We start from the raw sequence: 17,608 nt of genomic DNA on the forward strand, positions 1-17,608 counted from the left end.
GATGAAATGCCCTGCTTGTTCCAATATGGAAAATAAGGTGATCGACTCCCGTATGAACAAGGAGGGGAATATCATCCGCCGCCGCAGAGAATGCCTCAGTTGCAGTGACCGGTTTACCACTTACGAACGTTTGGAAAGATCTTTACCATTTGTCGTTAAAAAAGATGGCCGGCGGGAAGAGTTCAACCGGGAAAAGATTCTCGACGGAGTGAAAAAAGCCTGCCAGAAGCGGCCAGTCAGTATCGAGAAAGTTGAAGCCCTGGTAGACCGCGTCGAACAGCATTTTCAGGATTTAGGCGAAAAGGAAATTTCCGCCGTCGACATTGGCGAGAAAGTCGTCAAGGAACTGTACAAACTGGACGATGTGGCCTACGTCCGGTTCGCCTCCGTGTATCGCTCGTTCAAGGACGTAAACGAATTCATGGTTGAATTGAAGGAAGTCCTGAAAGATAAGCAAAGCCCCAAAGAACCCGATCGCGTTTAGTAACCTCTGGAAAATCAAAACCTCTCCTCCCTACCCTGACGGTGGAAGGAAAAGATCTGGATAGCCAAATTCTGGATCTTGCCGAAAGAGGAAAGAAATTGGACGCGATTTCCATGGTCCGTCAGAAATATGGGTATTCCCTGGCCCAGTCCAAGGAGATTGTCGAAGGGCTAATGTAAGGTTGATTGATTTTTCTCCGAGTATCTCCTTTTTTTAACTAATCTCCCCCGTTGAATCCCTCAGTACAAAATGTTACCATAAGTCTCTCTATTTGCAGACGTTATAGTTCCATCGTTTCCCTTTGAATTTATAAGCACTAAGTCCTTACCGCTCAGGCTTTATGGAAAAAATCGCGTTTAACATTTCCCTATTCAGTTATCTAGCAGCGTCTCTGGGGTATTTCCTCTATCTGGTCTATCGCAAGCCTGTGGTTTCGACTCTTGCAACTGCCACGGTCGGGGCGGGGCTGTTGTCGCATACGGTCTGGCTGGGGTTGCGTTCGATGAAAACCGGGCATGGCCCCTATACCACCAATTTTGAGATCGCCATGTTTTTTGCCTGGGTGATCGTGGTGGTCTATTTCCTGACAGAGTGGAAGTATAAAATCAAAGACTTGGGGGCTTTTGTCATTCCCATGGCGTTTCTGGCTCTTTTGTTTTCTGTATTTATGTCTCAGGAAGCGGCACTGGTGGAGGAAACCGAGACCTTCTGGCTGACTCTGCACCGTACCCTTTCGGTGATAGGATATGCGGCTTTCACCATCGCTTTTGCGGTGGCGATCATGTATCTTATTCAGGAAAATCAGGTCAAATCCAAGAAGCTGGGGATCATGTATTTTCGCATGCCCTCGCTTGAAGTTTTAGATAAGCTGAACGACAAGGTCATCACAATAGGCTTTCCTTTGTTTACCTTAGGTTTCATGACCGGGCCTCTGTGGACAGCCAAGATGAACCAGTCGTTTTTTTCGTGGGACATAACAAAAACCTGGCCACTTGTTATCGTTTGGATCATTTATGGCTATCTGTTTTTTGGACGGTTATTTGCCGGCATTCGCGGTAAGAAAGCGGCGCAGGGGGCGGTTCTCGGTTTTGTGATGGTGGTATTAACTTATTTTTTGCACGTGTGAACATGGCGGACCCTAATTTAATTCTGGTGGGTGTGAACCACAAAACGACTCCGGTGGAAATCCGCGAACGTCTGGCGTTTTCCCGTGGCGAAATCGAAGCCTCACTGGAACGGTTGGTTGGCAATCCAGAGATCATCGAGAACATCATCCTGTCTACCTGCAACCGGGTGGAAATATACGCACGTGTCAATGACACGACAAAAGGGATCGGGCTTCTTAAAGATTTCATCTGCGATTACCACAATATCAGCCCCAAAGAACTGGATAAATATTTTTACAGCTATCAGGATGAACGTGCGGTGGAGCACCTGTTCCGTGTGTCGTCCAGTCTGGATTCGATGGTGTTGGGCGAAGCCCAGATTCTGGGGCAGGTGAAGGATGCCTACAATACGGCGCGTGCGCTCCGTTCCACGGGGATGGTCCTGAACCAGTTGTTTGAAAAGGCGTTCAATGTCGCCAAGAAGGTGCGGGAAGAAACGGGCATTGCCGAGAGGGGTGTTTCCATCAGCAGTGCCGCCGTGGAACTGGCTCGGAAGATTTTCGAGGATTTGGAAAATCATTCCGTCATGCTGGTGGGAACGGGTGAAATGGCGGAACTGGCGGCCAAGCATCTCATCTCTTATGGCGTTAAAACCGTCTATGTCTGTAGTCGCACGTATGAACGAGCCGCCGCTCTGGCCAAGACGCTCAATGGATGCGCCCTTGATTTTGAAATGTTCAAGGATGAAATGTATAAGGCCGATATCGTCATCACGTCCACTGCATCGCCAAAGTTTATTATCAAAAAGGACATGGTGGAACGCGCGATTCATCAGAGAAAAAATAAACCGATCTTTTTTATCGATATCGCGGTTCCACGGGATATCGAGCCGGAAGTCAACGATCTGGAAAACGTTTATCTCTATGATATTGACGATCTTCAGGGCGTTGTATCTGCAAATATCAAGGAACGGGAGAAAGAAGCGGAAACCGCTATGGAACTGATTCAGATTGAGGTCACCAAGTTCAACAACTGGGTGGTTTCTCTGGATGCGGTGCCCACGATTGTTGAAATTCGCAACCGCGCTGACTCCATCCGCAAAAAGGAGTTAGAGAAGGCTTTAAAGAAAATGGAGCCTCTATCCGAACAGGATGAAAATACGTTGCACCTGATGACCCAATCAATCCTCAATAAAATTTTTCATAAGCCCACCATCAACCTCAAAAAACAAACTCAATCCCAGGAAGGCCATGTTTACTTGAAGGCCATCCGGCATCTTTTTCATCTGGACGACTGAATGGATTTAGAAAAAATTATTATCGGTAGCCGGGGCAGTGGTCTGGCTCTCTGGCAGGCCAACTGGATAAAATCCCAGTTGGAAGAACTTCACCCCGGTCTCGCGGTGGAAATAAAAATTATCAAGACTTCAGGTGACATCATCCAGGATGTTCCCCTGGCCAAGATCGGTGGCAAGGGATTGTTCGTCAAGGAAATTGAAGAGGCAATGTTGCGTGGAGAAATAGACATCGCCGTTCACAGCATGAAAGACGTGCCGATGAATCTTCCCTATGAATTGGATATTTCTGTCATAACCGAACGGGAGAACCCGTTCGACGCCTTGATTTCACGGGATAATATCAAACTCGATGATTTGCCTGAAAATGCCAAAATAGGCACCGGCAGTTTAAGAAGAAGTTCTCAATTGTTGAAATATCGCCCGGACCTGCAAATTTTCCCCCTGCGTGGAAACATCGATACCCGGATCAAGAAGCTGGAATCCGAAGGGTTGGATGCCATCATTTTAGCCGCCGCAGGGCTGAGACGCATGGGATGGGCGGATAAGATCACTGAAGTAATCTCCCCGGAAATTATTTTACCGGCTATGGGCCAGGGGGCTGTGGGCATTGAGGCGCGAAAGAACGACTATGAGGTACTCGCCGCAATACTGGATCTGGATCATGAGCCCACTCACCTGGCTCTGGATGCGGAACGGGCTTTGGTTGGGGAACTGGAAGGAGGCTGTCAGGTTCCTATTGGGGCGTATGCCACACTCGACGATGATTCCGATGAATTAACCCTCAAGGGTCTTGTCTCCAGCCTGGATGGAAAAACCATTTATCAAAAGGAAAAAAAGGGAGCATCCTTTGAGGCCAAGAAACTGGGCCGGGAGACGGGCAAGGATCTCCTTCGTATGGGTGCGGATATAATTTTAAAAGAAATTTATCAGCCATCCGATCCTAATTCATAATTTATCCAAAAAGTTTAGCCGTATCGAAGATAGACTCTCTTCTTCCTCGCCTTCCTGAATACATTTCGACTTTTTATTTGAATGTTCAAAGATCCCCCAGGGAAGCCGCAAATATTTTATTCACAAAGGTATCGACAAAACGGCCTTTGGTCCAAATATTTGGAGCACCTAACCAAGATTGGATGAGGAACGTTCTGCCGTAAATTGACCGGTTCCCGCTAGCTTGTTGACAGGAAGGGTCATGACCGTTTTTAAAGTGAATGTAGGCGATAGGGGTCGCGGGGCAAGGGTTGTTTGTGGGTGTTGTTCTGGTTGCGGTTGGCATCGCAATGATGGGACCGTGGGGGGGGGTGCTCGGCGTTATTGGGTTTGTCCCATTTATCACGGGTCTGACTGGGTGGTGTCCGCTTTATGCTTTGTTTAAGGGCAACACCAGCAATTTGCTTCGCCATTGGGAGGTGTTCCAAGCGAGGACGCAGGGGAGAGCGGAGGCCTTTATTTTAAAGGAGTGGGGTAATTCAAAAAAATTTTCGTCATTTCCGAAAAAGTTAGTAATTTTCTGATACAATTGCGCTAATTTAAATGAATTTCATCTAATTATTTCCTTTTCTTTAATCATCTTCCAAATCCATTCCTGCAAGAAATTCGGTTTGTGATAAAAATGGGACACTTCCTTAATAGTTTCTTAATAAATAGATAGCAAAATAGAGAAATAAATTTGATCAATAATTTTGTCGATCAGAGTAAACCTCTGATTTGATTGACTGGTGGAGTTGTAAATAATGTTTAGTTTAAAGAAGAATCTGAATGATTGGGCAAGAGTGGGAAGAATTGTGATGGCAGTCGTTCTGATCAATTTGGGAATTGCGTTTGAGGGCACTCTGGGGTTCACTCTTGGATTAATAGCTCTTCTTCCATTGTTTATTGGGCTGACGAGCTGGTGTCCCATCAATGCACTGCTAATCCGTCTCCAAGGTACGGGCTCTGCTACAGTCGGCACGGTCCATGTAAATAAGTCTGCCTGATATTTTATGATTACTGGGTTTGTTTATTAAAACCACTGCTCATTTTTCGGTGATTGCAGTCTTTCTTCTGCCAGTTTGATGGCCTCTTCCTTAAAGATAATATCTTTTTGTTTCTGTCTAGCCAAGCGCTTGTGAATTTCTGTGATATTCCGGGAAACAGTTTTTTCAATCAATTCTTCCAGATAGCCTCTGGGTCCTTTTTTTAAGACATTCTGTCTGTAAGTCGGGTCTGCGGTCATTTTTAATTCGACAGCGCATCCTATAACGCCGCCGACATTCACGATAAAGTCCGAAAGTGACCGAATATTTCTTCGGTTTTGCAGATAGTATTCGGTCATTTTGTTGACCGGTGCGTTGGCTCCCTGAAGTATCATGCGACACTGAATACGATCGGCATTTTTTGCGGTGATGCAATCGGGTCTTGCCGCCGGAACCAGAATATCGCAGGGCGCTTCCAGCATCCAGTCCAGTTGTTTTTTTGGGAGTCGCCTTCCCACCGGTTCAGAATAGTTTTGCAGTCCTTGTGGGGCTTTTCTGATGCGGTTCAATTCCTCCACATTCAAGCCTTTAGGATTCCACAATGCCGCATGGATGTCGGATGCGCCTACAATCACAGCGCCCGCACGATGCAGTTTGGTGGCGGTCCAGGACCCCACATTGCCATATCCCTGAATGACCACCCGGGCATTTTTAACTGGAAAACCTCCCTCCTGTTGTTCCATGGTTTTTGCCGCGGCGAATAGGCCGTGGGCGGTGAGCCCCCATTCATCAATAGGAATTCCTCCCTTTTCAGGAGGCCTTCCGGCCCCGCCCCGCAAATGATTTTCGGTTCCCAGTTTTTCCGAAAAGGATTCATAAATCTGCTGAATGTCTGTTTCGTTAGTTCCCATATCCGGCGCCGAGATATAAGTATTAATTTTGAACAGGGCTTCCGCAAAGAGTCCGATGAGATCCTTTTTGAGATTGGGTTGAGCCTGTAAAAATAATGGATCGACGGCCAGTCCAGATTTTCCACCTCCAAAGGGAAGGCACGCCGCGCTGTTCTTTAGAGTCATGGCTCGCGCCAGACGCGAGACTTCCATCAAAGTCACATCCGGGGCCATGCGAATTCCTCCTAGACCAGGGCCGCGAAGGGTGTTGTCGACGACTACAAACCCCCAGGTTTTCGCGGTTTTAGGATCGTTCAAGCGAATTCTTCGATCTGGGGGATATTCATCGCATTCGGAAAATCGCCCGGACGTTGATTTTTCCGGGAGGATTTCTAGTACAAACTGGTTTGGCAATTCAATAGCTGTCAACGCTTAGTCTAATTTAAATGATTGTTTAGTTGAAATATTAAGAGAAACAAGGCAAAAATAAGCGGTTCGTGGTTATATCCATTCGTAACCGTTTAACTATATTAAAGCAAATATAGAATTCAGTAATGGAAAAAACATTTCTCTTAATTTCTCTGGTTAAGGAATCATGATGAAAAACTCCCTCACACACGATCAAATAGACGCTCTGGTTCAACGGACGTTGGTTGAAGACCTGGGTACTGGCGACATCACTACCCGCAATATTATTGACAATGGGGCTGTCTGGGAAGCGGAGGCGGTGGCGAAAGAAGCATTGACACTCTGTGGGATGGAAATATTCCGTCGGGTATTCACTATGCTTGACCCCTCGTGTACGTTTCCGGGTCCATGTCATCGTGATGGGGAGGAAGTGTCTGTTGGTGAAGTGATCATAAAAATCCAGGGCAAAGCCGTTACGTTGTTGGAAGGAGAACGGACTGCTCTGAATATCCTGCAACAATTGAGCGGTATCGCGACCTTGACACGAAAATTTGTGGATCGGGCCAAACCCGTTACTATCTTGGATACGCGAAAAACGACACCGGGTCTGAGAGCTTTCGAGAAATACGCAGTTACTTGTGGAGGCGGTATGAATCACCGCTTTGGTTTGTATGATGCGGTGATGATCAAGGACAATCATATCAAGGCCGCAGGTGGTATCAACGTGGCGGTGGAACGGATTCGAAAAAAACTGGCACACGAAAAAACCATCGAGGTGGAAACCACCAGTCTGGAAGAGGTGGCGGAAGCTTTATCCGCTGGTGTGGATATTATCATGCTGGACAATATGACGACTGCTATGATTCAGCAAGCTGTCAAGTTGGTTGACCACCGGGTAAAAATTGAAGTGTCCGGTTCCATTTCACTGGAGCGTCTGGATGAATTGGCCGGTACTGGAATTGACTATATTTCGGTTGGGGCCTTGACTCATTCCGCCCCGGCGGTGGACATCAGTATGAATTTCCTAGGAAATGCTTCTTGAGGAGAAGCCGGTTAGAAATGGTATACTGGGAAACAGATTTTAGAGGTCCCATTAAAACTATAAGGATTGGCCGTGCCCTGTAAAGATTCTTCTTCAAGAGTTGTGGTCAAGCTGGATTTTGACGAACGTTTACTGACGTTCGACTTTTCCAAGATAACCTGTAGCAAGGAAGTCGGCGGTGGCTCAGGTTATCTGGAATATTGCTCAGGCAAACTTGTACACGAAATCCTGACGGACGATTTTAACGACCTGGTGCAGACTTTGAGATTGGAGGACCCGGAAGATCAATTTTTTCTCTACCTGGAATGGGATGCCCTGAGAACGGCTATTTTTCAATATCTGGGAAGCGATGAGGAGGTGGACCGGGAACGGTATCAATTGTCCTCCATCACCCATGAGATGGACCATATAGAAATATGCCAGGTCATACGCCCGAACCAAAATATGCCAAAGCTCGTCTCCTGTTTTAAACGCTCCTCCCTGCCGCAGAATCAATCGGGGTAGAGACGAACCGGCCGCACATACCCTTGTGAAAAATCCTGATCGAACCCCTGCGAAATTCCACTGGAATAATTAAAATAAAAAGCTGCCTGCTGATCAAACGGCAGACACCAGGACCCGTTGCCGCCACCGGGAGCGAAGGCGGGGTCGAGGTGAAGCTCTTGTTTCGATCGACCGATAATCAGGCTCTCTGGAACATACAGCTTCTCAATTTCTTCGCGTTCGGCAATGCGCCAGTCATGAAACCCAAGGAAATCGGTTTTGTTTAAGTTATCAACAAAAGCCAATGCCTCCTGAAAGGTGAGCCAATCCTGCTCAATGGACCAGGAGTCCTCTTTGGACCAGACGAGTCCGGATTCATTGTCCCGGACCATCCCTGGTCCCTCATCTACAAATCTCGTTTCATTATTCATCGCGGTAAATTCAAAAATAGTGTTTGAAGGTTCAAAGAAATATTTTTCAATAATAAAAACACCGTCTATAATGCCAAAATACTAGTATCAAGGGATGTATCTTGGCGTATCCATATTATATTCAAAAATTACCTTGTAAAGAAATTAGAAACTTCCCATGCAGAAACGATTCATTGTGACAGTCATCATTTGTATCTTATTCACAAGCATCTTTCTTATCGAGAAGGAGGAACTTGCCTGGGGGCAGTCGGGTATTTCTTCCTGGGGAATTTTTTCTTCGTTTCACCTGCCGGGCGATGTTTCCAGTGAGGCATGTGGGGAAAAAATAAAACCAGCAAAATATTTTACCAATGTTTCGCTTTATTCTCTTATCGCCGGATTTGGTCTGGTTTTCGCGGGAATATTTATCAATAAAAAAGCACTGAAATTAGGGCTTTGGTCTGTATCTCTCATTCCGTTACTTATCTGGGTTTACCTGAATTATTTTGTCGATTATGAGCGAATGAAAAGATTGCAGTTCACCTACAATGCCGCGGCTGAAAATACTCTGGCAAACATCGCGGAGGCGCAGGACAGATACAAATCCGAGCAGGATACCTTTATTAAGGATTTTGATCAATTGTATTCCCATATGGCGGGATCGCATGGCATTGACGAATGTGTGGAAATTCTGAAAATTGAAGCGGAATGGAATAAATGGTCCGCTCAGGCCAAACATGTTTCCAGCCCTGATAAAGTTATTTGGGACAGTCGCACAGGTAGCTCTCTAAAAAAGGGTTAAGGAAGAGTTTTTTTATTCAAACCATAAACCAGATGCAATCATCTGCCCTGGATTACTTCATTAGACACAAACAATGCCCCTGACTAAAATACTTGTAGTTGACGATGAGCAAAAAACACAAAAAATCTTAAAACGATTTCTTGAGAATAAACAGTTTGAGGTGATGGTTGCGGGAGACGGTAAGGACGCACTTGCCAAATTCGATACGTTCAACCCTGAGTGCGTTCTTCTGGATATTCAGATGCCGCATCTAAGTGGTACAGAGACCCTGAAAATGATCAAAAGCCGGAAACCGGAAGTCGAGGTGATCATGGTGACGGCAGTGACCACTCTCAAGGTCGCCGAGGGTTGCCTGGACGATGGCGCCTTTTCCGTGATCGAGAAACCAGTGAACCTGGAATACCTGCACAGTAAAATAGTGGAAGCCTTGAAACTAAGGGAAGAAACCGTTAGTAAAACCAATAGGAAGTAAAAAACAGCCCCCAGTTCGCTCCATACACCACTCCTCTGAATCAAACACGGTGTAAAATTTTAATTTGTTTTTTGAGGTGACGGTTATCCTCAGGGCAGGTTATCCTTCATCCCAATACTGGGCAATTCCATGCAGTGAAACCATTCCGATTATGTTGTTATTTTCCAGCACCATGGCATAAGACACATTGAAATTAGTCAAGTGCCGTGCCGCATAGGGGAGGGGCATATTGGAAGGAATACTGAGAACCGGTTTTGACATGATTTCATAGACATGGGTCTCTTGCAGTTTTCGTCCTTGTCCTATCACTTTCCGGGCAATGTCTCTCATAGTCATGATCCCATAGACATCCGTATTGGATCTTGGCTCAATAAGAATTACACTGATTTTTTCCGCTTTCATCAGGGCCAGGGCATCTGACACTTTAGTAATGCCTTCGATTTTTTTGAAATCACGCATCATGATGTCTTGAACCCTTTTAGAATCCGGCATCAAACCCTCCTAAAAATATTTTATTTTTGTGTCTTTTTCCATAACAGGGAGCTGACTTTCCAACCCAATCGCCCGATCAATCGTCCAGCAAAAAGCGATCCCATTGCCATGCTCGTTCAAATGCCCACCATTGTAAATGGCTTCCATAATTTCATCAGATTTGAAATCTTCTACCAAAAAGAGAAGCATATCTTTCTGGGTTTCCATAGTCAGGCCAAAAAATGATTTATTCTTGTGAATTCCTTCTCCGCGGGCATTCAGGATCGTGACCCCCGTGGCTCCGGCATCCTTGGCTGCATTAATAACCTCATCCTGGTAGTCGTCATTAACTAAGGCGAGAATAATTTTAAAACGCATTGGAATTGTTTCCTTTAAAAGTTTGCATTATAGGATTTCAATTTGTTTTTGCAAGCCATTGGCCGATCATAGCATAGGCCAAAACGGCGATGATAGGGAAAAGGGAAGCGAAGGCTATGAGACCGAAACCATCCAAAACCGGAGAGCGTCCGGGCACGTTGGAAGCCAGGCCGATTCCCAATGCCGCTAATACGGGGACGGTTACAGTGGATGTGGTCACGCCTCCACTGTCATACGCCAGGGGGATGATCATTTTAGGGGCAAACATAGTTTGGATGAGGAGAACCAGATATCCGCCGGAGATGTAAACATACAGTGGCGTTCCCGTAACAATGCGATAGGCTCCCAAAGCCACCCCACATGCAACCCCAAGGGCAACGGCAATTCTCAACCCCCATTCCGTTATGGAACCTGTAGAAATTTCTCTTGCCTTGATAGAGACTGCAATCAAGGCGGGTTCCGCAAGGGTGGTTGAAAATCCGATAAGAAATGCGAATATATAGGTCCACATATAAAGTGCAGGGTCCACTTTGTCAGCGGCAAGAAATGCCTTTAAATTTTCACTATTGCCCCCGGTCAAAAATTCAGGTTGGGTTAATTGATCCGCCATACTGATTCCGATTGGGAAAATGCATTGCTCCAATCCAACAATAAAAATTGCCAGGCCAATGATGACGAGAACAAGTCCAAATAAAATTTGCTTTAAATGGGGAATTTTTTTTCTAAGAACAGCGCCTTGAAAAAATGCGAGGACCAGCAAAATTGGTAAAATATCAATGAGAGTGCCTTTTAGAGAACTCTGAATAAGTGCGATTAAGTTTATTTCTTCCGTCATAACTTGACACCGAGGGTAAACATTCCATATAGCATGACAAATAATATAGGTGCCAGGCTGGCCATGGCGATCAAACCAAATCCGTCAATCATGGGGTTGCGGCCACGGATAGAAACAGCCAACCCAATACCCAATGCGGTAACCAGGGGAACCGTAATGGTTGAGGTCGTGATCCCCCCTGAATCATATGCGATTCCTATAATTTCTTTAGGTGCAAAAAAGGTGGAAATAATGATCAAACCATACCCTGAAAGGATGAACCAAATCAGCGGCCAGCCCTTAATTATTCGAACCACTCCAAGGGCGGTGGACAACCCCACGGAAATGGCTACGGTGAGTCGAAGTCCAAAGACAAAGGAAGTTATGGCAGACTCTTGTTGTGAAATTGAACCGGAGTCGGCAACCAATTGACCGGCTTTGTTGGCAATAACGGTAAGTGCGGGTTCAGCAATGGTCGTGGAGAACCCCAATAAAAAACCAAAAAGTATGATCCAAAAAATATTTCCCTTTTGGGCAAATTGGGTGGCGATTCTTTCCCCCATGGGAAATAAGGCTTTTTCCAATCCCAAAATAAATAAAAAGAGGCCCACCACAACGAAACCAACACCAAGAATCGTTTGCTCAAGGTGAGGGAAGGGTTTTTGAATGACAAATGTTTGGAAAAAAAATATGACGCCCAACAAAGGGAGTATGTCTATCAGAACGGAAAAAAATTTATGGAAAATAAATTTTAGAATGCTCACAGAAAGATAAGAAACGGTTGTTTCATGAGGAGGTCGGAGAAAATGTAAAAATTATTTACGCAAAAAAGATAAAGTTTGAATTACTAGAAATTATTTTCGTTTGGAATACTTGATTATGATTCATCTGGATTCTGGGAAGTTTTCGAACCTGAACTACCCAGTGTTTCTGGGATAAGTTGTACTGCACCGGAATTTACATCACTGACTAACCGCGAAATATTCTCAACCGAGACTTCCTGATAGTCGGATTCTTTCTTAGATCGCCTGAAGTTGCGGATGGTGTTTCCAAACAGCGCTCCCAAGGCTGGGTATTTTCCAGGCCCCGAACAGGATCATGATGATAACCAGAACAATCATTAATTCGGGAAACCCTATTCTCCCCCTATCCATCCGTGACAACCAAATTTTCCAATTACTTACAGGCCAAAGAGTATACCTAATACAATTTTGAAAACCAAGTTATAATAGCTTCATAGCTGAAAAACAGCGCAAGACGGTTATCAAGTGAATTTCATTGACCTGAGGAATATGCAGATATGGACAACGAAGAATTAAATAAAGAAATCCTTATTGAATTATTCTATTCAACCAAAGGCAATATCGATAAAGTGAATGCAGCGATTGACGTCAGATTTAAAATGCACCCGACTCGCAAGATAACCATGTTTGAAAAATACGTGCAATCCCGTCTCCAGTTGAATCCTAAAGTTCTTAAAATGTCGGGCCTGGAAGTCTCTGTAATGGAAGTCGTTTATTTAAGCCAGCACCCTGGTCTTCAACAACTTGAGGTTTTAGATTTACGGAAAAATGGGTTTGGTGATGCGGGGCTGGATGCAATCGCTCAATCCACGGTGTTTACAAATTTAAAGAAGCTGGATTTGCGGAATAATCAGATCACGCGGGTAGGAATGTTGTCGCTGTCTAAAACAAAAGCACTGAATAATCTTGAAGAGTTGGATCTAAGAGTTAATAGCCTGGGAAAACGATGGGAAGAAAAACTCAGGGAAGTTGGTGATTTCCCTAAACTAAAAGAATTAAAAATCATTTAAAAATTTTTGTTGGGGAAAAGAGCGTTAAATAATTGCACTATTTTTTTGTTCCCTAATTTTCTGAACCATTTTATCTGCAATTTCCTCCGCTTTGACTTGGTAGGTTCCATTTTCCAGAATGTCACGAAACTTGCTGACTAATTTTTCGCGAACCTGTACCCCTGTCTTGGATTTTGTTGCTTCAGAAAGCGCTTCTGGCTTATGTGATAATGTCACGCGATCTATGGTTTCTGGCCCCTTGGATGCTGCCGTTTGAGCCGGAATTAAACGGGGGGACGAATTATTGACCAAACTTCGCCTGCTAATTTTTTGGGTGGGATCGAATTCTGTCATTTTATTTCGATTCGGGGCTCAATGGTTGAATGCTAAATACCAGCGACAATTTTTTTGAGGAACCGTTTCCAAAAAATAACAGGGGTTGCCGGGAACTGCTTGGTTGCGTTTCTCCTGTTTGATTTGAAAAAAGGTTGGAGGACATTGAGGGATGGGGAAGCGTAGACACTTCATGAATTATTTCCTCCTTGAAATAAAATTATCTGAGACCGAATAACTATTCTCCAATGAAATCAGAGAAAGAATGTTGAATCTCATCGGGTCAATCTTCCTTGCTGACACCTATTTAAATTTTCGGATTAAATACAGGAATCTTGAGCCTTTTGACAAAGAAATCTCATAATAATTAAAAATAACAAGAGATTAGCGTTTATTCTATCGTATGCGCGTTAATTATCATTAGGATCGTAAAAATTCCTACGGGATAATGTTTGGTTCTTGGACCGAAGTTGAAAACTTGTGAAATATCATAGGGTTTCGATCCAAAATAATAAATATTTGTATTCCGATAAAATTATTGTATAATAATAACAATGAGTTACCTCCCGTTAGTGGACCCGCTTGTGAGAATGGCCCCCCCCGACTCCCAAGCGGGTTCTCTTATTTGGCCTTCTTTTTAAAATCATGTTCCCAAATTAAAAGCCAGGACGCAGGCTGGAGGCATTTTAAATGTTTTTTTAAGATCTGATGCGATCAAGAATATTTAAATTAAAATTGAAATGAATTGAAACCTACGGAGGTGATACCGGCTGACGCACTAGGAAATTCACCCAATTAAAAAAATTAATTGGACCTTAATTACCAGTCCACTGTTGTAAATTAGCCATGAACCTGGGTAATTTATTGAGAACAGGTCGAGTTGAGTGCAATTGAATCGGTTGAAGGGTGTTCAGTCCTTTTGATTGCCAGTTTTGCTTTTTATATCTTGATAAATAGTAGCAACTTCCCCATTTGAAAAATACGATGTTCTTTGCTCAAATAGATCAGGTAACTAACTGCCAAGTAATTTCTTAGGAGCTCGTATGCCTTGACTCAGAGAAATCTGGAAACTTAGCATCAAGCGCTTCTTTAACCCAGCGTGGAATCTTACGTCGGTCTGCAGTTTGCAAAGACATGTTCTCTTCTGCCTTCTTGAAATTATCCCAATGTGTTTTTAGAAGAACATCACTGGATACGACTTGCTTCATTGTGCCATCCGGATTCAATACTTTAACCTCATAAAACATGACAGCCTCCTTATTTATCTTTAAGTTTCAATAACTTAGAGGCAAAGGTTGTGCCATTTTCGAATAATTATTTAAATATAAGGGTTTACACGAATCCCAACCCATTCGACAGAAAAATAATTATTGATAAATCATACAGTTTCAGCCAAATTGTGACTAAAAATGTCATTTATTGGCTAATAAAAAGGAGGGAAATGGTATGCAGGATTTAAGGATAAAAGTTATGGGAATGAGCTGCAATCATTGCGTTCAAACCATTGAGAAAGCGGTTGGAGAAATTTCAGGGGTTCAGCAAGTGAATGTGGATTTAGATAAGAAAGAAGTAACCGTAGCTATTGACGAGAATCAAACCAAATTGGAAACCATAACCTCGAAAATTATGGAAGTGGGTTTTGAGGTCGTTGAAGAAAAGAGAAGTCCTGAATAGAAGAATCAGGAGGCGAGTCGTCCAATTTTTACCTTGAGAGTTCTTTCCGTTCCGTTGCGAATCACTTTGATGGGAACAGTTTTGCCTATTTGCGTGTCGGCTACCATTTGCTGAAGTTTTGATGAACCGGAAACATTGACTCCATTGAATTGAACAATGATATCGCCTCTTACAATGCCTCCGCTTGCAGCTGGAGTACTTTTGTCCACGCTGTTCACCAATACCCCGGCTTTAGTGTGCTTGAGGTTAAATGATAACGCCAGGTCAGGGGTCAGGGATTGAATACCGATTCCAAGCCAACCCCGCGTCACTTCGCCTTTTTCAATGAGCTGAGAGGCAACATTCATTGCCATTTCTATGGGAATGGCAAAACCAACGCCTGACCCAATTTCCGCGACGGCGGTGTTGATACCTATGACTTCCCCCTTTAGGTTGATCAAGGGACCCCCGCTGTTTCCAGGGTTGATGGATGCATCAGTCTGGATAAAGTTTTCATAAGTGGTGATGCCAAGGTTGGACCTCCCCTTGCCGCTGATCACGCCAACGGTTACCGTTCCCTCAAGGCCATAGGGATTGCCAACAGCCATCACCCATTCGCCCACACCCAAATCGTTGGACTGCCCGAAAGCCGGGTAGGGCAGGCTCCTAAAGGTAGAAATTTTTAATACTGCCAGATCTGTCAAAGGATCGCTTCCCACCAGCTTTGCCGTATGATCCGAGCCATGGGGGAGCCTCACTAGAAAATTTGAAATATCTTTAACAACATGGTAGTTGGTTAAAATATAACCTTTAGAATTAAGAAACACACCGGACCCAACGTTTTCCATGCGAAATTTTTTTTTGGAAAGAGAATTTGTCATCCAATTTTTAAAAGAATAAAACCAGGGAATGGAAGGGGAGGGCTGAGAGTCTGGCAACGAAGCCTGTTGAATACTCTCCGTAATTTTATTAATACTGACAACGGTAGGCTTAATTTTTTTGGCATTGGCTATAAACGCCGCTTGCAACTCCAGGATATCCTTAAAATCCTGCCGTCCAGAAAATTCATTATCAGCGGTCCTGGCAATATTTGGTAAGCCCATATCAAAATATGGAAGCCGGTTGAGCAACAGATGGGTTCCCATAAATACCAGAGCAATGACCAATAGGGTTCTTAAGGGAAATTTATACTTGCGGAATCGCTCAACCATATTTTTTCCCCTGATACAAAGTGACAATTCCAAAAGTCAGGTCGCTGTGAGTAACATCTTTAAAACCTGCTTTTTCCATGAGGAGAGCAAAATCAGCCCGCATAGGAAATTGTGAGACCGATTGAGGCAAATAATGATAAGCGGTATTGTGCCGTGAAAAAAATTTTCCCACTTGCGGCAATAGAAAGTGAAAATATAATTTGTACATGGCTCCAAGAATAGCATTGCTGGGATGAGAAAATTCCAGAATAATAATTCTCCCATCATTTTTTGTGACCCGGTGCATTTCTCTCAGAGAGCGTTGTGGGTTTGCGAAATTACGGATGCCAAAAGCCGTAATAACCCCATAAAAACTATCGTCGGCAAAGGGAAGAGACTCTCCACAACCTTTTTGCAGGGGGATGGATGCTTCCAGGTTTTTTGATTTAATTTTTCGTTGGCCAAGTTCCAGCATAGGGCCACTAAAGTCAATTCCCATCACTTTTATTTTGGATGGATGACGGGAAGCTATTTCCAAAGCAATGTCGCCTGTTCCGGTGGCGAGGTCTAAAAAACGTTCTCCCTGTTTGGGCGCGAGAAGATCCACCGCAATTTTTCTCCAATACTGGTCCCGTCCTGCACTTAGTAACCGATTGAGCAAATCATACTTTGGGGCCACAGCGCCAAACATCGACTGTATTTGGTGGGAAAATTCCGGCGTTTTTTCTAAAGTTTGCATGAATGATATTTTTAGGACGAACGCTTGGGTTAAATTAACTCATTTAAATTTTATCATCAGAAAAAAACCTAAACAAGACGGATTATTGAAATTTGAATATTCCTGTTTATTGGTTTTCCGGTGTATCTTGGTTCCGCCTTGTTAAATATTATTTGGGCTAGTAATATTCCGTTTAGTTCCCTGAACAATCTAGAAAGCTTATTAATGTGTTTTTACAATATGATAAAAGGAAGGTCTCATGAAAAAAGTATTGGTACCGCTGGCTCCGGGGTTTGAAGAAATTGAAACGGTGACGGTCGTGGATATTCTTCGTCGGGCAGGGGCCAGGGTGACGCTGGCCGGAACACAGGACGGTAGTCTTGAAGGTTCTCGTGGAATCCACCTGATTGCGGACATTCTGCTGGTAAAGGTGGACATTGATGAATTTGACTTGGTGGTCCTGCCAGGGGGCCAACCCGGAACAACCAACCTGCAAAAAAATGAACGGGTACAAATTATGCTGGAAACCATGAACCGGAACGGTAAGTTGATTGCCGCCATATGTGCTGCTCCGCTGGTTCTGCAATCAGCTGGGATTTTGCAGGATAGAACCGCAACCAGCCATCCATCTGTCAAAGACGGGTTAAATAAAGTTAACTACTCTGAAGACCGGGTCGTGGTTGATGGCAACCTGATCACCAGCAGAGGCCCTGGTACGGCCATGGAGTTTGCCATGAAACTCGTTGAAATATTGTTTGGTAGGGATCGCATGGAAACCGTTAATAAGGGCGTCATGGCCATATTATGATTCTTTCGCCTTGAAGTTCTGCTTTAATCCCCTTCTATTTTCTTCCTATTTCTGACTTTTCATTAAAAAAACATAAAAATTAGAAACTTTTTAAAATTTGAA

General features: G+C 44.1%; 23 protein-coding genes. 12 read left to right on the top strand and 11 right to left on the bottom strand.

Annotated elements, in window-relative coordinates:
- The first annotated feature begins 1 nt into the window (after nucleotide 1).
- The 5 genes from nrdR to O3C58_00815 all read left to right on the top strand — a co-directional run bounded on the left by nrdR (nucleotide 2) and on the right by O3C58_00815 (nucleotide 4,401).
- Nucleotides 2-484 (top strand): transcriptional regulator NrdR, encoded by a 483-nt coding sequence (gene nrdR, locus O3C58_00795; protein ID MDA0690399.1) that lies wholly within the window; start codon nucleotides 2-4, stop codon nucleotides 482-484.
- A gap of 340 nt (nucleotides 485-824) precedes the next feature.
- The gene (gene ccsA, locus O3C58_00800; GenBank protein MDA0690400.1) at nucleotides 825-1,610 is read left to right on the top strand and encodes a cytochrome c biogenesis protein CcsA; all 786 of its coding nucleotides are present in this window, start codon (nucleotides 825-827) and stop codon (nucleotides 1,608-1,610) included.
- A 2-nt stretch (nucleotides 1,611-1,612) separates the two neighbouring features.
- Nucleotides 1,613-2,887, top strand: a complete 1,275-nt coding sequence (gene hemA / locus O3C58_00805) for a glutamyl-tRNA reductase (protein ID MDA0690401.1) — start codon at nucleotides 1,613-1,615, stop codon at nucleotides 2,885-2,887.
- Nucleotides 2,888-3,838 (top strand): hydroxymethylbilane synthase, encoded by a 951-nt coding sequence (hemC, locus tag O3C58_00810; GenBank protein ID MDA0690402.1) that lies wholly within the window; start codon nucleotides 2,888-2,890, stop codon nucleotides 3,836-3,838.
- 332 nt (nucleotides 3,839-4,170) lie between these two features.
- Nucleotides 4,171-4,401, top strand: a complete 231-nt coding sequence (locus O3C58_00815; protein ID MDA0690403.1) for a DUF2892 domain-containing protein — start codon at nucleotides 4,171-4,173, stop codon at nucleotides 4,399-4,401.
- Between the two features lie 488 nt (nucleotides 4,402-4,889).
- Here the strand turns inward: O3C58_00815 and O3C58_00820 are convergent, their stop codons facing one another.
- Nucleotides 4,890-6,050 (bottom strand): Glu/Leu/Phe/Val dehydrogenase, encoded by a 1,161-nt coding sequence (locus O3C58_00820; GenBank protein MDA0690404.1) that lies wholly within the window; start codon nucleotides 6,048-6,050, stop codon nucleotides 4,890-4,892.
- 280 nt (nucleotides 6,051-6,330) lie between these two features.
- Here O3C58_00820 and nadC point away from each other — a divergent pair, with 280 nt between their 5' ends.
- The gene (gene nadC / locus O3C58_00825; GenBank protein MDA0690405.1) at nucleotides 6,331-7,182 is read left to right on the top strand and encodes a carboxylating nicotinate-nucleotide diphosphorylase; all 852 of its coding nucleotides are present in this window, start codon (nucleotides 6,331-6,333) and stop codon (nucleotides 7,180-7,182) included.
- A 72-nt stretch (nucleotides 7,183-7,254) separates the two neighbouring features.
- A complete protein-coding gene (locus O3C58_00830) occupies nucleotides 7,255-7,686 on the top strand; it encodes a hypothetical protein (GenBank protein ID MDA0690406.1) in 432 nt (143 codons plus the stop codon).
- Here O3C58_00830 and O3C58_00835 read toward each other — a convergent pair.
- On the bottom strand, nucleotides 7,674-8,096 hold the full coding sequence (locus O3C58_00835; protein MDA0690407.1) for a DUF1566 domain-containing protein: 423 nt from the start codon (nucleotides 8,094-8,096) through the stop codon (nucleotides 7,674-7,676). The genes O3C58_00830 and O3C58_00835 overlap by 13 nt on opposite strands.
- A 157-nt stretch (nucleotides 8,097-8,253) precedes the next feature.
- Here O3C58_00835 and O3C58_00840 point away from each other — a divergent pair, with 157 nt between their 5' ends.
- On the top strand, nucleotides 8,254-8,877 hold the full coding sequence (locus O3C58_00840; GenBank protein ID MDA0690408.1) for a hypothetical protein: 624 nt from the start codon (nucleotides 8,254-8,256) through the stop codon (nucleotides 8,875-8,877).
- Between the two features lie 73 nt (nucleotides 8,878-8,950).
- Nucleotides 8,951-9,349 carry a response regulator gene (locus O3C58_00845; protein ID MDA0690409.1) on the top strand — a complete coding sequence of 133 codons (399 nt, stop codon included), beginning with the start codon at nucleotides 8,951-8,953 and terminating at the stop codon, nucleotides 9,347-9,349.
- A 99-nt stretch (nucleotides 9,350-9,448) separates the two neighbouring features.
- On the opposite strand, the gene O3C58_00850 is transcribed toward O3C58_00845, so the two are convergent.
- The 5 genes from O3C58_00850 to O3C58_00870 all read right to left on the bottom strand — a co-directional run bounded on the left by O3C58_00850 (nucleotide 9,449) and on the right by O3C58_00870 (nucleotide 12,112).
- The gene (locus O3C58_00850) at nucleotides 9,449-9,841 is read right to left on the bottom strand and encodes a CBS domain-containing protein (protein MDA0690410.1); all 393 of its coding nucleotides are present in this window, start codon (nucleotides 9,839-9,841) and stop codon (nucleotides 9,449-9,451) included.
- A gap of 9 nt (nucleotides 9,842-9,850) precedes the next feature.
- The gene (locus tag O3C58_00855; protein ID MDA0690411.1) at nucleotides 9,851-10,198 is read right to left on the bottom strand and encodes a P-II family nitrogen regulator; all 348 of its coding nucleotides are present in this window, start codon (nucleotides 10,196-10,198) and stop codon (nucleotides 9,851-9,853) included.
- A gap of 37 nt (nucleotides 10,199-10,235) precedes the next feature.
- A complete protein-coding gene (locus O3C58_00860; protein ID MDA0690412.1) occupies nucleotides 10,236-11,033 on the bottom strand; it encodes a DUF1538 domain-containing protein in 798 nt (265 codons plus the stop codon).
- A complete protein-coding gene (locus O3C58_00865; GenBank protein MDA0690413.1) occupies nucleotides 11,030-11,776 on the bottom strand; it encodes a DUF1538 domain-containing protein in 747 nt (248 codons plus the stop codon). Before O3C58_00865 ends, O3C58_00860 begins: the two co-directional genes overlap by 4 nt.
- A 255-nt stretch (nucleotides 11,777-12,031) precedes the next feature.
- Entirely contained in the window at nucleotides 12,032-12,112 is an 81-nt protein-coding gene (locus O3C58_00870; protein ID MDA0690414.1) for a hypothetical protein, read from the bottom strand.
- 200 nt (nucleotides 12,113-12,312) lie between these two features.
- On the opposite strand from O3C58_00870, the gene O3C58_00875 reads away from it, so the two are divergent.
- The gene (locus tag O3C58_00875) at nucleotides 12,313-12,825 is read left to right on the top strand and encodes a hypothetical protein (GenBank protein ID MDA0690415.1); all 513 of its coding nucleotides are present in this window, start codon (nucleotides 12,313-12,315) and stop codon (nucleotides 12,823-12,825) included.
- A gap of 24 nt (nucleotides 12,826-12,849) precedes the next feature.
- Here O3C58_00875 and flgM read toward each other — a convergent pair whose 3' ends face one another.
- Nucleotides 12,850-13,158, bottom strand: coding sequence for a flagellar biosynthesis anti-sigma factor FlgM (gene flgM, locus O3C58_00880; GenBank protein ID MDA0690416.1), 309 nt, complete (start codon nucleotides 13,156-13,158; stop codon nucleotides 12,850-12,852).
- A gap of 1,010 nt (nucleotides 13,159-14,168) precedes the next feature.
- Nucleotides 14,169-14,384: a hypothetical protein gene (locus O3C58_00885; protein MDA0690417.1), complete on the bottom strand. Its 216-nt coding sequence runs from the start codon at nucleotides 14,382-14,384 to the stop codon at nucleotides 14,169-14,171.
- Nucleotides 14,385-14,556: 172 nt separating this feature from the next.
- On the opposite strand from O3C58_00885, the gene O3C58_00890 reads away from it, so the two are divergent.
- The gene (locus O3C58_00890; GenBank protein MDA0690418.1) at nucleotides 14,557-14,811 is read left to right on the top strand and encodes a copper ion binding protein; all 255 of its coding nucleotides are present in this window, start codon (nucleotides 14,557-14,559) and stop codon (nucleotides 14,809-14,811) included.
- A gap of 5 nt (nucleotides 14,812-14,816) precedes the next feature.
- Here the strand turns inward: O3C58_00890 and O3C58_00895 are convergent, their stop codons facing one another.
- Together O3C58_00895 and ubiE are read right to left on the bottom strand one after the other, a co-directional pair.
- The gene (locus tag O3C58_00895) at nucleotides 14,817-16,001 is read right to left on the bottom strand and encodes a trypsin-like peptidase domain-containing protein (protein ID MDA0690419.1); all 1,185 of its coding nucleotides are present in this window, start codon (nucleotides 15,999-16,001) and stop codon (nucleotides 14,817-14,819) included.
- Nucleotides 15,994-16,719, bottom strand: coding sequence for a bifunctional demethylmenaquinone methyltransferase/2-methoxy-6-polyprenyl-1,4-benzoquinol methylase UbiE (ubiE, locus tag O3C58_00900; protein MDA0690420.1), 726 nt, complete (start codon nucleotides 16,717-16,719; stop codon nucleotides 15,994-15,996). The genes O3C58_00895 and ubiE overlap by 8 nt, the downstream gene beginning before the upstream one ends.
- A 238-nt stretch (nucleotides 16,720-16,957) precedes the next feature.
- On the opposite strand from ubiE, the gene O3C58_00905 reads away from it, so the two are divergent.
- A complete protein-coding gene (locus O3C58_00905; GenBank protein ID MDA0690421.1) occupies nucleotides 16,958-17,506 on the top strand; it encodes a DJ-1/PfpI family protein in 549 nt (182 codons plus the stop codon).
- Nucleotides 17,507-17,608: the final 102 nt, after the last annotated feature.

This window comes from Nitrospinota bacterium, from assembly GCA_027619975.1.
Lineage (GTDB): Bacteria > Nitrospinota > Nitrospinia > Nitrospinales > VA-1 > JADFGI01.

What these genes read in the sequence shown, in the direction of transcription:
- nrdR (MDA0690399.1), top strand. Translation starts at nt 2, where the DNA reads ATGAAATGCCCTGCTTGTTCCAATATGGAAAATAAGGTGATCGACTCC.
- ccsA (MDA0690400.1), top strand. Translation starts at nt 825, where the DNA reads ATGGAAAAAATCGCGTTTAACATTTCCCTATTCAGTTATCTAGCAGCG.
- hemA (MDA0690401.1), top strand. Translation starts at nt 1,613, where the DNA reads ATGGCGGACCCTAATTTAATTCTGGTGGGTGTGAACCACAAAACGACT.
- hemC (MDA0690402.1), top strand. Translation starts at nt 2,888, where the DNA reads ATGGATTTAGAAAAAATTATTATCGGTAGCCGGGGCAGTGGTCTGGCT.
- O3C58_00815 (MDA0690403.1), top strand. Translation starts at nt 4,171, where the DNA reads ATGGGACCGTGGGGGGGGGTGCTCGGCGTTATTGGGTTTGTCCCATTT.
- nadC (MDA0690405.1), top strand. Translation starts at nt 6,331, where the DNA reads ATGAAAAACTCCCTCACACACGATCAAATAGACGCTCTGGTTCAACGG.
- O3C58_00835 (MDA0690407.1), bottom strand. Translation starts at nt 8,096, where the DNA reads ATGAATAATGAAACGAGATTTGTAGATGAGGGACCAGGGATGGTCCGG.
- O3C58_00840 (MDA0690408.1), top strand. Translation starts at nt 8,254, where the DNA reads ATGCAGAAACGATTCATTGTGACAGTCATCATTTGTATCTTATTCACA.
- O3C58_00845 (MDA0690409.1), top strand. Translation starts at nt 8,951, where the DNA reads ATGCCCCTGACTAAAATACTTGTAGTTGACGATGAGCAAAAAACACAA.
- O3C58_00850 (MDA0690410.1), bottom strand. Translation starts at nt 9,841, where the DNA reads ATGCCGGATTCTAAAAGGGTTCAAGACATCATGATGCGTGATTTCAAA.
- O3C58_00855 (MDA0690411.1), bottom strand. Translation starts at nt 10,198, where the DNA reads ATGCGTTTTAAAATTATTCTCGCCTTAGTTAATGACGACTACCAGGAT.
- O3C58_00860 (MDA0690412.1), bottom strand. Translation starts at nt 11,033, where the DNA reads ATGACGGAAGAAATAAACTTAATCGCACTTATTCAGAGTTCTCTAAAA.
- O3C58_00870 (MDA0690414.1), bottom strand. Translation starts at nt 12,112, where the DNA reads ATGATCCTGTTCGGGGCCTGGAAAATACCCAGCCTTGGGAGCGCTGTT.
- O3C58_00875 (MDA0690415.1), top strand. Translation starts at nt 12,313, where the DNA reads ATGGACAACGAAGAATTAAATAAAGAAATCCTTATTGAATTATTCTAT.
- flgM (MDA0690416.1), bottom strand. Translation starts at nt 13,158, where the DNA reads ATGACAGAATTCGATCCCACCCAAAAAATTAGCAGGCGAAGTTTGGTC.
- O3C58_00885 (MDA0690417.1), bottom strand. Translation starts at nt 14,384, where the DNA reads ATGTTTTATGAGGTTAAAGTATTGAATCCGGATGGCACAATGAAGCAA.
- O3C58_00895 (MDA0690419.1), bottom strand. Translation starts at nt 16,001, where the DNA reads ATGGTTGAGCGATTCCGCAAGTATAAATTTCCCTTAAGAACCCTATTG.
- ubiE (MDA0690420.1), bottom strand. Translation starts at nt 16,719, where the DNA reads ATGCAAACTTTAGAAAAAACGCCGGAATTTTCCCACCAAATACAGTCG.
- O3C58_00905 (MDA0690421.1), top strand. Translation starts at nt 16,958, where the DNA reads ATGAAAAAAGTATTGGTACCGCTGGCTCCGGGGTTTGAAGAAATTGAA.